14 protein-coding genes and 1 riboswitch are annotated in these 15,548 nt (G+C 37.7%); of the genes, 5 read left to right on the top strand and 9 right to left on the bottom strand.

Annotated elements, in window-relative coordinates:
• Nucleotides 1–15: 15 nt before the first annotated feature.
• The 3 genes from D1B33_RS18505 to D1B33_RS14320 all read right to left on the bottom strand — a co-directional run bounded on the left by D1B33_RS18505 (nucleotide 16) and on the right by D1B33_RS14320 (nucleotide 1,777).
• Nucleotides 16–177 (bottom strand): hypothetical protein, encoded by a 162-nt coding sequence (locus D1B33_RS18505; protein ID WP_158582991.1) that lies wholly within the window; start codon nucleotides 175–177, stop codon nucleotides 16–18.
• A 197-nt stretch (nucleotides 178–374) separates the two neighbouring features.
• Nucleotides 375–614 (bottom strand): hypothetical protein, encoded by a 240-nt coding sequence (locus tag D1B33_RS14315; RefSeq protein WP_118877092.1) that lies wholly within the window; start codon nucleotides 612–614, stop codon nucleotides 375–377.
• A gap of 194 nt (nucleotides 615–808) precedes the next feature.
• Complete coding sequence (locus tag D1B33_RS14320) at nucleotides 809–1,777, bottom strand: acyltransferase family protein (RefSeq protein ID WP_158582992.1); 969 nt, start codon at nucleotides 1,775–1,777, stop codon at nucleotides 809–811.
• Nucleotides 1,778–2,168: 391 nt separating this feature from the next.
• Between D1B33_RS14320 and D1B33_RS14325 the strand changes: the two genes are divergently transcribed.
• Nucleotides 2,169–3,842 (top strand): putative bifunctional diguanylate cyclase/phosphodiesterase, encoded by a 1,674-nt coding sequence (locus D1B33_RS14325; RefSeq protein ID WP_118877094.1) that lies wholly within the window; start codon nucleotides 2,169–2,171, stop codon nucleotides 3,840–3,842.
• A 69-nt stretch (nucleotides 3,843–3,911) separates the two neighbouring features.
• On the opposite strand, the gene D1B33_RS14330 is transcribed toward D1B33_RS14325, so the two are convergent.
• On the bottom strand, nucleotides 3,912–4,853 hold the full coding sequence (locus D1B33_RS14330; protein WP_118877095.1) for a sensor domain-containing diguanylate cyclase: 942 nt from the start codon (nucleotides 4,851–4,853) through the stop codon (nucleotides 3,912–3,914).
• Nucleotides 4,854–5,393: 540 nt separating this feature from the next.
• Here D1B33_RS14330 and D1B33_RS14335 point away from each other — a divergent pair.
• Both D1B33_RS14335 and metE read left to right on the top strand, forming a co-directional pair.
• Nucleotides 5,394–6,146: a TrmB family transcriptional regulator gene (locus D1B33_RS14335; RefSeq protein WP_407656745.1), complete on the top strand. Its 753-nt coding sequence runs from the start codon at nucleotides 5,394–5,396 to the stop codon at nucleotides 6,144–6,146.
• A gap of 227 nt (nucleotides 6,147–6,373) precedes the next feature.
• A riboswitch (cobalamin riboswitch) is annotated at nucleotides 6,374–6,552 on the top strand.
• Nucleotides 6,553–6,711: 159 nt separating this feature from the next.
• The gene (gene metE / locus D1B33_RS14340; protein WP_118877097.1) at nucleotides 6,712–9,000 is read left to right on the top strand and encodes a 5-methyltetrahydropteroyltriglutamate--homocysteine S-methyltransferase; all 2,289 of its coding nucleotides are present in this window, start codon (nucleotides 6,712–6,714) and stop codon (nucleotides 8,998–9,000) included.
• Between the two features lie 165 nt (nucleotides 9,001–9,165).
• On the opposite strand, the gene D1B33_RS14345 is transcribed toward metE, so the two are convergent.
• The 4 genes from D1B33_RS14345 to D1B33_RS14360 all read right to left on the bottom strand — a co-directional run bounded on the left by D1B33_RS14345 (nucleotide 9,166) and on the right by D1B33_RS14360 (nucleotide 13,506).
• Nucleotides 9,166–10,086 (bottom strand): hypothetical protein, encoded by a 921-nt coding sequence (locus D1B33_RS14345; RefSeq protein WP_233549489.1) that lies wholly within the window; start codon nucleotides 10,084–10,086, stop codon nucleotides 9,166–9,168.
• A 77-nt stretch (nucleotides 10,087–10,163) separates the two neighbouring features.
• On the bottom strand, nucleotides 10,164–11,615 hold the full coding sequence (locus tag D1B33_RS14350; protein ID WP_233549490.1) for an MBOAT family O-acyltransferase: 1,452 nt from the start codon (nucleotides 11,613–11,615) through the stop codon (nucleotides 10,164–10,166).
• A 200-nt stretch (nucleotides 11,616–11,815) separates the two neighbouring features.
• Nucleotides 11,816–13,264: an AMP-binding protein gene (locus D1B33_RS14355; protein ID WP_118877098.1), complete on the bottom strand. Its 1,449-nt coding sequence runs from the start codon at nucleotides 13,262–13,264 to the stop codon at nucleotides 11,816–11,818.
• Nucleotides 13,264–13,506, bottom strand: a complete 243-nt coding sequence (locus D1B33_RS14360; protein WP_118877099.1) for an acyl carrier protein — start codon at nucleotides 13,504–13,506, stop codon at nucleotides 13,264–13,266. The genes D1B33_RS14355 and D1B33_RS14360 overlap by 1 nt, the downstream gene beginning before the upstream one ends.
• 629 nt (nucleotides 13,507–14,135) lie before the next feature.
• Between D1B33_RS14360 and D1B33_RS14365 the strand changes: the two genes are divergently transcribed.
• Both D1B33_RS14365 and D1B33_RS14370 read left to right on the top strand, forming a co-directional pair.
• Complete coding sequence (locus D1B33_RS14365; RefSeq protein ID WP_199677425.1) at nucleotides 14,136–14,333, top strand: hypothetical protein; 198 nt, start codon at nucleotides 14,136–14,138, stop codon at nucleotides 14,331–14,333.
• Between the two features lie 10 nt (nucleotides 14,334–14,343).
• Complete coding sequence (locus D1B33_RS14370) at nucleotides 14,344–14,637, top strand: spore coat protein (protein WP_118877100.1); 294 nt, start codon at nucleotides 14,344–14,346, stop codon at nucleotides 14,635–14,637.
• A 101-nt stretch (nucleotides 14,638–14,738) separates the two neighbouring features.
• Here the strand turns inward: D1B33_RS14370 and D1B33_RS14375 are convergent, their stop codons facing one another.
• Nucleotides 14,739–15,527, bottom strand: coding sequence for an alpha/beta fold hydrolase (locus D1B33_RS14375; protein WP_118877101.1), 789 nt, complete (start codon nucleotides 15,525–15,527; stop codon nucleotides 14,739–14,741).
• Nucleotides 15,528–15,548 lie beyond the last annotated feature (21 nt).

Below are 15,548 nucleotides of genomic sequence, written 5' to 3' on the forward strand. Positions count from 1 at the left end.
TGGTTTTAAACACAATCAGTGTCCGGACAAAATGCCGAACAATGAAAAAGCACCAATGGAACATAAACCAATCAAAACACCGATATAACCGCGATTACTCAATACTACACCGTGTTTCCACATGAAAACGGGAACGAATATCACCAGAATCATTGCAAGCATCCATACAAAGATCATCCATAAGCACCTCCACTTTTTATGTCCTATATATATTACATATGCTAATGTCCAATAAAAAAATCTCCTACAAAAGTAGAAGATTTGAAGAGATGAAATCTAGGAAGTACCTAGCAGTATCTTGTTTCCCTGTAATTTCGTTTTCAAACACATTTTTTACATTCTTTTTTAAGCAAGCATTTCTGACTAGCCCATCCTTATGCAGGACACGCGTTCAGTTGTTCATTGCTTACAAATCGATGACAGACGTCTACCAAAAAGGCCCTGCTGAAATTTGCGGGAAAGTTCATATTTATTTGGTCAGGCTGATGATGTTGCATAAGCGGTTCCCCATTCTTGAATACCCATAAAACATAAGGAAGCCCTTCACGCTCATTTTTATATTCCAACAGAAACTCGTATTCTTCCACTTTGATTTTGTCAATCGCTGCAATCATGAAAAACTCCTCCTTCTCTACCTTCCAGTATTGTTCCCTGAAAGGAAAAATATTCACTAACAATACAGGCCAAGTAAGTTATTAGAGATAGCTTATTCACATTGCTATGCTGAATATTACTAAATTTTTAAATTTGCTTTCTATATGAAAAAGAACCCGGAGTTTCATTTTCCGGGTTCTTGGACTAAACATATTTATTTCTTGCCTGCCGTGAGTATAGGTGCAGTCAGTTTCCATACCCACTTGCTTGAAAGGACATAGACAATGACAAAGGCAATTGCGAACAAAGCGATATAATTCCCCGTTTCTTCTATCCAGCTATAAATTCCCGTTTCTCTAAACGCTCTAACAATAAATAGATGCAGAAGATAGACAACCAATGTTTTACCACCAATATTGGTATACCATTGCGAGCTTTTTGGGACCAAGGATAAGAATATATATGTACTGACAATCATCAGCACGTAAATGGTCATTCGGCTTAAAATTCCCGATTCAAAAATTCCGTAGCTGATTTCATCATACGGATTTCTTCCAAAGAACCATTCTTTCCATTGGATATTGCCGTAAAGGTAAACAAATATGACAAGTGCTACCGCCAACACGCTTGCTATTGCGACATTCCAGTGATTTTTCAACTTCACGAAATTTTCGCGGTTCAAGAAATACCCCAGTAAAAAGAACGGGAAGAAGAAAAATGTTCTCGACAGCGACAGCCATTGATTGACTTCACTAATATAACCTACAAGCAATGACAACACGATAGATACCAAAATCATCGCTTTGTGTCGTCCGAATACCCAAAGCATCAGTTTCCACATAATCATGCTTAGTAAAAACCATAAAGCATAACGCGGTTCAAATAAATCAAACGTAACACTGTCGCCAAACACCTGTTTATAGTACAAGGTATATAATAATTGGAAGATCAGATACGGCAGCAGCAAGGTTTTTGCCATTTTCTTAAAATCTTCCTTATTCTTGATGGTCTTAGAGAAATGCCCAGAAATTAAGATAAAGGCAGGCATATGGAATAAATAAATTACGATATATAGGGAATCTAGATAGCCATTGTTCAACAAATATCCTGACATGAGATGTCCTAACACAACTAAATAGATTAAAATTGCTTTTGCGTTATCAAAATAAGCTGTTCTTTTCATGACGACTTCCTTTCGGATATACATTTTAGCATAAAATCGCTAACTTCTATGCTCCAAATATTCCCTACCCAAAAGAAATGAAATCTAATCTCCTATTTTTTGTCGATTTACCATTTCGTTAACTAGGCCATTGGATTTATAACATCTAAATTTAGAGATAATTTTTAGGTATAATTATGAAAAAAGACATAATTTATTTCGGAAAGTATATACAACATTTCGATTCAATGCTATATAATGGGAAATGTTGCTTATTAAATTTAATAGCTTGAATATTTTATATACTTTTACCGAGCGATTAGTTTGGGGATCATTCCCGTGAAAACAGACAGCAATCGGCAAGAACGGCTTAGCACCATTTTTGCACCACCCAAAAGGAGAATAAAGTAGAATGAGTCAAATGTTAACTAGTTTAGTAATTTCCTCCATGCATACGTCATATCTCCCTGTTCAAACAGTTTCTGATTTATTAACCAGTCTGGCTTATTTCACGATTCCGCTTTCCATTTTATATTTTATCAAGAAGCGGCGAGACCTTAAGTTCAAATGGATGTACCTTTGTTTTACTTTGTTTATATTGATGTGCGGCATAACGCATCTCTTGCATGTGCTGCCGCATATTTTTGCGACCCATCAATTTTATACTCTGCAATCCATCGCAGCAGCATTAACAGCAACAATCTCGATTATCACAGCCATCTTGATTTGGACGGTTATTCCAAAGCTTCTCAAAATTCCTACAGCCGAGGAATTGGAGAAAGCAAACAACGAAATTCTCTATCTCGCTCACTATGATACGCTGACAGGCCTAATTAATCGCAATAATTTCAATACCCTGATGGAACAGGAGATTACGCAAGCGATGCTTAATGGGAAAAAGTTGGCTGTCGTATTTATTGACTTGGACCGCTTTAAAATAATCAATGACACATTTGGCCATCGAATGGGTGATCTTCTTTTGGAGGAGGCGGCGAAAAGACTCGTCAGTTCAGTGGGTGAAAAAGATATTGTCTCTCGACAAGGGGGCGATGAATTTATTCTGCTGCTGCAGGATGTCTCATGCGATGAAATTGAAAAAACTGTGAATAATATCCTTCAATTGATGTCCACCCCTTTCATTCTCGATGGAAAAGAGATTTACTGTACGCCAAGCATGGGGATCAGTAGTTATCCATCAGATGGAAGAGATGCAGAAAGCCTAATCAAGTATGCCGATTTGGCCATGTATCGAGCAAAAGAATCCGGGCGCAACAATTACAAGTTTTTCACCGAAGCAATGAATGATGAAATTTCAACTAAATTATTGCTGGAAAACGACTTGCGAAAAGCGCTCTTGAGGAATGAATTAGAAGTCTACTACCAGCCGCAACTCGATTTAAAAACCAATAAAATCATTGCCATGGAAGCATTGCTCCGCTGGCATCATCCTGAGAAGGGATTCATGTCTCCAGCCGAATTTATTCCATTGGCTGAAGAAACCGGTTTAATCGTGCCGATTGGTAAATGGGTGTTGGAGGAAGCATGCAAACAGACGCAACAGTGGCGAAATCAAGGGCATGACCTTTCTGTCTCGGTCAATATTTCGAACCACCAACTGGTCAGCAATACTATTGTGGGTAAAATAAAAGAAATTACCCGGCAAGCCAAGCTTGACCCACAATACCTAACACTGGAAATCACGGAAAGCATGGCCATTACCAACTTGACAGATACGCTGGATAAACTAAAACAACTGCAAGACTTCGGTGTAACCATCGCATTGGACGATTTTGGGACCGGCTACTCTTCGCTAAGTTATCTGAGCTCTCTGCCAATTGACTTTGTTAAAATCGATAAATCATTTGTTAACGAGCTTACTAACGAAACCAAAAAGGAAATTGTCCGATCCGTCAGCAATATCGCCAAAAGCCTCGGTTTAAAAGTGGTTGCCGAAGGAGTAGAGGATAAACAACAATATCACATCATACATTCTCTTGGGATTGAGGTAATTCAAGGCTACTATATAAGCAAGCCAATCCCGAAAGAAGTGCTGGAAGCCAAATTCCTGGTGAGCAGTTTAGTATAAAGCTTCAAATTAAAGGGCTTGAGGGAAATCGAATTTCTTCAGCCCTTTTCTAAACTCCCTCTCGTTCATTTAAAAGATGGCATACGTGTTCTTCCCTGCCCCTTTTGCCTTATACATCGCGCTATCCGCATTTTTCAGGAGCGTTTCTAAAGCAAGATAGCCATTGGCGGGATATGCGACAATACCAATGCTTGCGGAGAGCGGATATTTGGCAGCCCAATTGTTTAGAGAGTTCAGCAGCTTTTCCGCTCGCTTGATCAAGTCTGCTTTGGTAAAAATGCCAGGGAAATTGATAATGAATTCATCTCCCCCTAAGCGGGCTGCAAAGGCCCCGTTCTCTCCTTCCACAAATAGCTGGAGCTTTGAAGCCACTTCCTTAAGTACCTCATCCCCTGCATCATGGCCATATTTGTCATTGACCTTTTTAAACCCATCCAAATCAAGAAAAAATAGGACGCCTCCCTCTTTGGATAAAGCATCAAAAAATCTAAAAAGATACTGCCTATTGTACAGGCCGGTCAATGCATCTCGATAAGCAAGACGCTCCAATTCCAAGTAATAAGAAAACATCCTGGCAATTCGTTGAAGCAAATCTACGCTTTTCTTGTCAAAATGGCTGGCTTCATGATGAGCTGCACATAATGTCCCGAACCGTTCCCCACTCACAAGTGAAATCGGTATTCCCAGATAGGATTCAATATTTACATCTTCGAGTATTTCTTTTAAATCATCCAAGCAAGGTTCTTTCTTTATATCCTCAAAAATCAACGGTTGGTTTCTTTCGAAGTCAACCCGATTGCAAACGGTTTCTTCAAGGTTGATAACCATTCCTTCGGATAAAAGAATCTGTGTATTTTCATCTGAAAGTTTTAAGATGATTTGCTGTCCATCACTAAAAGCGGTTAAATAAATCAACTTATCAGGCAAGATTTCCTTTGCCAGGTCAAGGACGTCATTTGCAAGCTCATCAAAATTTCGGTATACCTGCAATTCTTGTAAAGTGATCATCATCAAGCACCTCGATTTTATTAACTAAAAAGCTAGCAGAAAATAGCCGAACTGGTTGCTTTTCTGCCAGCTCCCCAACTCTTCGAATGGTTGGTACAAAATTTCCAAATCTCCTCCAGTTTAACATAGATTAACAGGTTCTGTTCAACCCTTAAGCAATAAGAAGGCATATTTAAATTTGCTTACCCCGTGATTCAATATATCTTCTCCATATCATTTCGCTTTTCAATACTCCCCAATCTTTTTAAGTATTGTGTAAATCGATACCACTGCCAGCATAATGAAAATAAGAGGCTTGAGTATATAGGATGAAATATAATTGACTTTAACTGCACCAAGCATCGACCAATAAAAACAAAGGTTACAATGGGTCGCAATATTTTATTCAATCCCCCGCCACCTACAATTGAATTACTAAGGCTCCCAAAAAGCCAAACCGCCCCATTATAGTTACTACCAGTACAATTCATTTTGGTATGATGGGAATAATAAGCCCTACTGGAGGAGATCGCAGTGAAGGATTTAATACAACAATTAAAAAATATGAATTTCAACGAATATGAGGCTAAAGCATACATTTCACTGGTCAAGCTAGGGACTGTGTCCGCATATCAAGTCAGCAAAGATTCAGGTGTGCCCCGTGCTCGCATTTATGAGATATTGGACGTGCTCGCGGAGAAAGGAATCGTGATTAAAGAAGAAATCGATGAAACAATGCAATACTCCCCTTTACCAGTGGACGTATTTTTACAAAAGGTTCAATCAACCTGGAGCCAGAATTTCAACGATATTAGCAAATCCTTAAAAGAAATGGAAAGCAGCGAAAATGTACCAACAAATCGTGTTATGACCATAAAAGATCAGGAAACGATTATCAGCTATTGCCAGGCTCTATTAAAAAAAGCAACAAAGCGTATTATTATCTCACTTTGGGATGATATGTATGAAGTGTTAAAAGAGGATCTAGAAGAAGCTGCGAAACGTGTTGATATCAAAGGAATTACAATTAATGTAGAGAATCCGATCAGTAAATTGGACACCCACCGCCCTACTCAATACACACAAGCATCCACTACGGAACATTGGTTTATTTTATCCATTGATGCACAAGAAATGATTTATGGACCTTCCTTGGAATCACGCAACCTAGCCTTTTATACAGATGATCCGGTTCATATATATTTACTCGAAAATTACATTTGGCATGATGTTTTGGTCAATCGAATTGTCAAAAGCAGCAATGAAGATTTTGATCAATGGATATCAGTGGAAAGACGGATGTTTTTTGAAAACTAGGCTCATTTGCCGAACGGAGAAACATCCTACCAATGTTTCTCTGTTCAATATTCAGGCTCTATTCATCGGAAAAACAATCTCGAAATAGATTTATAGAGTGAAAGCAATTATCCCAGTATATTTTAAGAATCAAATTTATCGATACACACTTAAATAAACACATATTTCCCTTTATTCAGAATTTTAGTATTTAAATAATAGTTTTTATGTTATAGTGTTTAACAATTACATAATGTGTAAGAATAGGTACTCACGATAGTGCGTTTAAAAGGGAAGCTTGGTGAAAATCCAACACTGTCCCGCAACTGTAATTCGGAGCAACTCTATACTAAGCCACTGTATATACGGGAAGGCTAGAGAAGCGTTGATGATAAGTCAGGAAACCTGCCTGGTTCTAGTACACACCCAAGCTCACGTGGAAATGGGCGGTGTTCTGTGCGAAATGAATTGTGCGTTAATCATTTTTACTCTTTTTTGAGTATGCATAGATAAGTCTAAAGCTATTTCCCGATTAGGAAATGGCTTTTTATTTTGGGTTATGTAAATTTAAAGGAGGCTTATCGGAATGAATGTAACAAGTACTGTTGTCGGCTATCCATATATCGGAGCCAAACGCGAATGGAAGCGTACGTTAGAGAAGTTTTGGAAAAATGAAATTACTGAGGAGCAATTCGAAGCTGAACTAAAAAATTTGAGAATCAATCGTTTAAAGCATCAGAAAGATTTAGGTTTGCAGTTCATTACTGTTGGAGATTTTACAAAGTACGACCGTATGCTCGATTTAGCAACAATGTTCAATTTAATTCCTAAACGCTATGAAGCATTGGAAAACCCAACTGCTAATGAAACTTATTATGCAATGGCGCGTGGAGCGAAGGATGCAGTCGCTTGTGAAATGACAAAATGGTATAACACAAATTACCACTACATTGTGCCAGAATATGAAGGCCAATCGTTAACTTTAAACGGAAACTATATTTTGGATCAATTTTTGGAAGCCAAAAATGAATTAGGTATTATTGGCAAGCCTACAATTATCGGACCATATACGTTCGTAGATTTAGCAAAAGGCTATGACGAAAAAACCCGTGCAGCATTTTTCCTTCAACTAATTCCGCTGTATAGCCAAATCATCAAAGAACTGGTTACTGCGGGTGCAGATTGGATTCAAGTTGAGGAACCATCTTTAACCAAAAGTTTAGCTGAAGAAGAAATATTAATCGTTGAGGAACTGTATAAGCAAATCAATGAAGCTGTCCCGGAAGCAAAAATTTTAGTACAGACATACTTTGAAGCTTTAACATCATTCGAGCGATTAAGCCGTCTGCCGGTAGCAGGAATTGGCCTTGATTTTGTCCATGGCGGAAAAGAAAACATAAAAGCATTGCAAAATTATGGTTTCCCACAGAATAAAACGCTAAGTTTAGGCATTATTAACGGTCGTGACATTTGGTCTGCTAATTTAGCAGAGGCGATATCTACAATTAATGCCGTAAAACAATTAAGCAATGCAGAGGAGATCTGGATTAGTTCGTCCTGCAACTTACAGCACGTACCTGTATCTAAAAAAATGGAAGAAAACTTACCACAGGAGCTCTATGATCATTTAGCATTTGCAGATGAAAAAATTAGAGAAATCGCAGAGATAACTTACTATATTGAAAAAGGTGCTTGGTTGAAAGAAGGAGTTGTAGCAGATAGTTTAAAAGCGATTGAAGCACTCGCAATCCATCCGATCCGGAAAAATAAAGTGGTGGACGATGCATTAAAGCTGCTTACCGCAAAAGACTTTGCACGTTCAGTACCCTTTTCAGAGCGACAACAAATTCAAAAAGAAGCTTTACAGTTACCTGATTATCCCACAACAACAATCGGCAGTTTCCCGCAATCACAGCTTGTGAAAAAGACTCGTGCCGCTTGGCGTAAAAACGAAATTTCAGATGAGCAATATGCACAATTTGTAAAGGAAGAAACTGCACGATGGATTCAAATTCAAGAGGATATCGGACTAGATGTTTTGGTTCACGGAGAATTTGAACGTACAGATATGGTCGAATACTTCGGTGAGCATTTAACAGGCTTTGCGTTCACAGATTTTGCTTGGGTAGTCTCTTATGGTTCTCGTTGCGTGAAACCTCCGATTATTTACGGAGATGTGGAATGGACTCACGAGATGACAGTCAAAGAAGTTGCAGAAGCTCAACAACTTACCAACAAATACGTAAAAGGAATGCTTACAGGCCCAATTACTATTTTAAATTGGTCATTTGTTCGAAATGACATCCCAAGACAAGAGGTAGCTTATCAGATTGGCTTGGCATTACGTAAAGAAGTTGCTGCTTTAGAAGCTGCTGGCATTAAAATCATTCAAGTAGATGAACCAGCATTGCGCGAAGGCTTGCCATTACGTAAAGAAAATTGGAATGAGTATTTAACATGGGCTGTCGATGCGTTTAAACTGGCAACGTCAAGTGTAGCAACAGATACACAAATTCATACGCATATGTGCTACTGTGAATTTAATGACTTTATCGATCCTATTCGCGCATTGGATGCAGACGTGATTTCCCTTGAAACATCAAGAAGCCATGGCGAGCTTATTCATTCATTAAAAGCAAACCCATATGAATTAGGTATTGGTTTAGGCGTCTATGACATTCATAGCCCTCGTGTCCCAACTATTGAAGAAATTAGCCATATTTTAAATGAAAGCTTAGCGGTCATTCCTAAAGAACAATTTTGGGTAAATCCAGACTGCGGCTTAAAAACGCGACAGGAGCCAGAAACTGTTGCTTCCTTAAAAAATATGGTTCAAGCAGCGCATAAATTAAGACAACAACCAGCAACAATATAATATTGGCTACAAACATAAAAGAACGCAATTCCCCCTCCAATATTGCGCCGAATATGAAGAGTGTTATTGAACTAAGGCCCCCCTAGCAATAAAGAGGTATCTCAAAAAGGAGCAACGCATTTGTGTTGCTCCTTTCTTTCATCTTGCCCAATTCATGAAGGTCGCTCATAAATAGCCCAATTCCTTGAGGTCCTTGTAAACTATCCAAGAGAACATTTTTCTTCCCTCTCTGTTTAAATGATCTGCATCGATAAAATAATCTTTGTTGTCTGCGAATCTTTGATCACGCATATAATTTAAAAAAGGGACATCTAAATTAAGAGCTTCCAAGTACTGAAAAACAAGTCTATTCATTACTTCTTCATTGAAATATTCTTGATAAGACTGATGTACTGGCTCCATGGTTAATATTACTCTGTAGCCTTTCTCGCTGCAATAATCCACAATCTCTCTTAACTGCTTCACATTCCGTTCAATGTTGTTGCTTTCAACCGCTTCTCTGTATTGTGCTTCTACTCTCTCATACTTTCTTCCCGAATAGTTTTTGCCGTTATTTGCCCAAGGTTGATGAGAATTCCATTTAAAGTTTTTCAATTTATCCGAGAGCGCAGAATTAAAACTCCCGCTATTTGTCCCAGGCAAGTACAAGTAACTGTAATAATCCATTAAACGAAACGGTTCAATTTCCGTACGATCCAAAACTTTATAATAATTTCCTATGTTCTTGGTCTCTGAATTTGCGAATGTAATTTGAGAGATGGAAACGATCACTATGCCACCAGGTTTAAGATACTTGCCATACTCTTTCAACAATTTAAAGTCGTACTCAATCGTCTGTGAAGGGAGTGCTAAGTCTAGATGGGACAAACCCGTAGGCTTAAAATAATATCCATACATGGAATGCGATGCACCTAGATTGATGATATCAACTGGATATGGATCTTTCTTAAAAGCCAGCATTTCATGGTTTATGTTGTAATCATAAGAATGTTTTACAAAGTTATTTACCGGCAGAAATAATAGTAAAACAATAGTAGCGACAATTGTTAACTTAATAAATAAACGTCCCATAGCAAATCCTTTCAATAGAGTGCTTCTTTTACTTAAATCACCAAATGCTCATGAATAAAACGCAACCAATTCCCATGTAATGTGTATGAAGATTAAAATCCACCATAAACAAACCCATTTCCCGAAACACCGAAGATAAGGACTGAAACAATGATAAAAATATAAAATGAGAATCTAGCGATAATCGAGCGCTGTGATAGCCATTCCCAGGTTGAACCATTTTTTCTTTCGATATACTGAAATAGTTGTACAATGATAAAGAATAAAATGAAAATCACTAAATCCAACAGAGAAAATATTTCAAATGCTTTAATAATTCCCGATGGTCTCCAGGAGCTAATTGTTAAGAAAAGCTTTGCATTTTCAAATGCCTGTGTTATAGAATCCGATCGAAAAAAGACTCTAGAAAAGCAAACCAGCAGGAAAGTAATTGCAATTTTCACCCATCTATGCAGTACCGGACTTCTATCCAATTGAATAAATGAAACCATTTTTTCACGAGAATTTTTTGTATAATCTCCAAACACGCGGTAAAATCCATGAATTAGACCCCATAAAACAAAAGTCCAAGCTGCTCCATGCCAAATGCCGCTTACTAAAAAAGTAATCACTATTGCAAAATAAATTTCACTTCTCTTCTTTTTTCCCTTACATAATGGGACAAAGATATAGTCCCTTAGCCATGTAGAGAGCGTTATATGCCATCTGCTCCAAAAATCCGCTATCGAAACTGCAAAGTGCGGTTGCTTAAAGTTTTCTGTTAACTTTATTCCCAGCATTCTTGCGCAACCGATAGCAATGTCACTGCATGCTGAAAAATCAGCGAACAATTGAATCGAGAATAAAATAGTAGCTAGTACGATTTGTGAACCAGTCGGGTTAGGACTATCAAAAACACTAGATACAATTGGAGCTAGTCGATCTGCAATTAATGTCTTCTTAAAAAAACCCCATGCAATTCGTTTCATCCCACAGGTTAAATTTTCATAATTCAAACTCTGTTCCACTTTAAACTGCGGAAGCAATTTCTTGGCACGTTCAATCGGCCCAGCAACCAATTGCGGAAAAAATGCAAAATATATCGAAAAATAGCCATAATGTCTTTCTGCCTTTTGCTTTCCATAGTAAATATCCACAAGATAACTTACTGCCTGAAATGTATAAAAAGAAATGGCTAATGGCAGGACAATTTCTTGGTATGGTACGCTATAATTCAAACCCATAAATTTTGCAATCTCTCGAAGCGAGTCATTTACAAAATTAAAATATTTAAACCAACCGAGAAAAAACAATAATACGGAAATACCAGCAAGCATGACTTTTTTCTTCTGTTTTTTTGTCTCCTGTCTTTCAATTATAATGCCAGTAAAATAAGTAAAAGCTGTGCTTGCAAGCAGTAACGGTATAAATTGGATGCTTAAGGTAGCGTAAAAAACGTAACTCGCTCCTAATAATAGAATCCATCTGAATCGATGTGCGATTATATAATAAATACAAACAATTATTGCGAAAAATAGGAGAAATTCAATTGATATCAAAGTCATCCAATCACCTGATAAAAAATAAACTTAAGATTTTTCATAAAACGAGGCAAAAAATAACCCTAAAGTTGTCCAAGTTACGTGAAACCCTGAAATGTATCGTCGAAACGCTTAAGAACTAATAAACTATTTACTAATGTAGGATTCACGTTATTTCAATGTTTCACCTAGAAGCTGGCACAGTCAGCTTCAGATCTCAGTTTTTAAAGTTTTGTCGCGTATATCAAATTCCCTGTTACAGGTTCAGGCGATTGTAATTGATTCATATTAGGCAACTTAGAATAGAGGATTTTTCCAAAATGATTACGTGGGATTTCCTCAATTTTCATAACCTTAAAGCCTTTTAAGTTTAATTTTTCCTTAATTATTTTTTTAATTTGAACAGAATCATCTTTTAATGTGTAAATATATAGGTGGTCATCCGTCCCAGCGCAGATACAATCATATCCATGCTCATTTAAAAGTCCTTCAACTTCATCAAGACTGATACGGTTTCCATAGACTTTAATCATCCTTTTGATTCGGCCAGTTATAAAAAAATACCCATCCTGATCGAAGTAAGCCATATCACCTGTACGCAAAATACCGTTGTTCTCATCTTTTTTCGAAAGATCGAATAACGATTCAGCATACCCCAAAGAAACATTCTCTCCTATGTATATCAATTCGCCGATTACATTAGGCGCTGTTATTTTGTTGCCATTGTCATCTTGCAGAATCAGTTTTCCACCTGGAATGGCAATGCCAATACTTCCCGCTTTCTCAAGACTCTTATCATATGGTAAATAAGTCATCCGCGCCGTTGCTTCAGTTTGCCCATACATGGTAAAAAATTGTATCCCTTTCCGGTTACATACTTCAGAAAATTTTCTCGATAGCATTGGGCTTAATTTTCCACCTGCTTGAGTTAGTTTTTTTAAACTTGGAAGATTAAACTCTTCAAAATTCAACCTGTCAAGCATCTCATATACAAAAGGAACTCCTCCAAAAGTTGTTGCTCGCTGCCCTCTACATAATTCCCAAAAATCTTTAGTCATGATAGATGCATCCGTTACAATTATTGTCGCTCCGCATATCAAATGACTATTGATGATAGAAAGACCATAGGAGTAATTCATTGGAAGTGTTGTTATAGGTTTATCATCTGCATTGATGTCAAGGTACCTAGCTATTGATTCAGCATTTTTGAAAATATTCTCATAACTTAAGCGAACAAATTTGGGACTCCCAGTACTCCCGGAGGTTGTTAATAGAAGCGCAAGATGTTCATGAAGATTATGCTGGAATGGTGTCCGACGTTTAAATAAGGTGTAATCTCCAAAAACAAATGAACGATCCATTGATTTTAATAGGTCTTGATTATCACTTCTCGCCCAAATATACGTAGGCTTATAAAGGTTAATCAGTCTTCGCAGCCGATCAATATGTATGGATGCATCCAAAAGTACAGGTACAACACCACCCCTGATAAAGCCCACGTAGCCAAATAAAGACTCTTTATTATTAGAACATAAACAAAAAACGAGCGTTCTTTCACCTACTTCACGGCAGATAGCATCAGCAATTTCCACCATTTCAAAGTAAGAATAATTTCGTTCAGCATATACCGCGGTGCGGTTCCCAAACTCCTCAATTTTTTTGAAACTGTTCATTAATCAAAGTCCACTCCCAATCGTTTCAAGATCTCTATTCCTGACATATAAGAATTGAACTCAGTAATCCATTCAGAATCTATTGAGACATCAAAAACATCCTCCATTTCAGAAATCAGTGTCATATGTCCAATTGAATCCCATTCTCTTGTTACTCCAAGCGCTAAATCTTCACTTACATCATCTTCCTCTAAATCCAGCACAGCTATAAATGCATTTCTATACTTTTCGATATTTTTCATCATTTACACCCTTTCAATTCTGTATGAAGAGCTTGTTAGCAAATTAGTTTCTATATCTAACAAATTTTTTGGGTCTACTAATTAGCATTTTCAATCCCCTTATTGATAACGATAATCATTTTCATAATGATTCTAGCATATCACTTTTCTATAGGTCAATAAGTATTACAGGAGAGAATCTTTGCAACGAAAATCCCATCGCCCGTCAACAGAAAAAAGCGCTTCCCTTATTCATGGAAAGCGCCCGTTTGTTGAAGTTTGTTATTCAATTAAAGCACAAGTTAGTTTAATAAAAGTTACATAAACTCTCACTTATCTACATTCAAAAAGGACAAATTCTTTTAGAGCCAATGACGAATAGGCGTTATTACAATAAATTCAAATCTTACCGCAATATAACTACCACGTTAATCATTCCTCATAACTTTATTCATTTCGAAGCTATCTGAATTCTTTATCTTTTTAAACAAGAACCTTCTCTTCTGTGTTGCTTAATTAATTTTATTGGGTTTTGGATACAAACCTAGATTATAAACGCCATGAAAAGGGAAAAGGATTTTGTATAAAGGATAAAATTGTCCGATACAAACTATACTAACTGTACATGAAATGGGCCGGAGGTGATAAAGTTGACCGACCTAACAATGAGGGAATTGGCATTTATTGAAGATGAAATCCGCGCAGAGGAAATTACTGCAAAAACCATGAATTGGTGTGCAGCACAATGCAAAGATGCGGAGCTTAGAAGAATTTTAGAGGAGATGGCTGAAACACACCAGTTAAAAGTTGCGGACCTCTCTCGATATCTAAACCATAACTTAAAATGAGGTGGACCTTATGCCAAATAATATTGCTGGGCGCGGCCTAACAGACAGGGAGATGCTACAGCTTAGCCTTGAGTTGGAGAAGGGACGTTGCCGAAGCATTGCCAACACTATGCTGGAAACCACGCATAATGAGCTGCGGGAAGTATATGTACAATGTTTTGAAAACGCCCGCTCCAACCATGTTCAGCTTTTTGAAATAATGAACAATAAAGGCTGGTACAAAACCGAGCTGGCTTCCAAGGAGCAAATCAGCAAAGTACAGGAACTGATGCAGAATAACCTGCATCCAGACGACCAATTTTAAATTGCCCCAAAGCGTACAAATCTGTACGCTTTATTTTTTTGTGCGCCTACGCGTAAAAGAATCAGGCTTAAATAATTTCAATCTTTCTTATCCTTAAACAGCTAATAAATTTTCGATACAAAGCGATGGACGTTATTATTAAAAACGTGCGGCTGGCAGAGATTGCTTGGATCAAAAGAATCTCCAATAATCTGCAACTCCGAATTTTTTACATAACGCGCTACCTGCTGCATCATCTGAACGCCCAATTTCGTATGGTCCCCCACTAAGCAAAGGGCTGGAGCTTCTAAATCCGATAACTGTTCATTGAAGCTTATTCGATTGATTGCATTACGCTGGATTTTTACTTCATCTCTTCTCAGATTGAGCATCATCCTTTCCATTTCCGCGCAAGCCAGTGGCCATTTTTTATACGAGGATTTCATTAATTGGGCCAGCCATTTTTTCGGCAAATTTAAAATCCAGGTCTGGTTCGCCCCAATCATGGCGAGTAATTTTGGCAAGGAATCAATGGATGTATCACAAAAACTGTCCACTATCACCAATGCCTTCACGGTCCGGGGGTATGTAATCGCGAACTTTTGAACCAACACACCGCCATAGGAGACGCCAACAAAGATGGCAGCATCAACCTGCAAAAAATCAAGAAGTTCTTTTAGTTCATTGGATTGTATGTCCAATATCTCTTTGGCCGGACAGTCGAGTTTTCCGGACTTTCCATTTCCTCTTAAATCAATTACAATCACTTGGAAAAATTTTTTAAAATACTCTACCTGGGGTTCAAACATGGTGGAAGAGGCACCTAATCCATGTATGAATACAAGAGGTCTCCCTTCTCCATAAACTTCATAAAACAGTTTCATACCATCCTTTGTCCCTAAATAAGGCATTTCTCCCCCACCTTCACACAA

It is taken from the genome of Ureibacillus yapensis (genome assembly GCF_003515775.1).
Classification (GTDB): Bacteria; Bacillota; Bacilli; order Bacillales_A; family Planococcaceae; genus Ureibacillus; species Ureibacillus yapensis.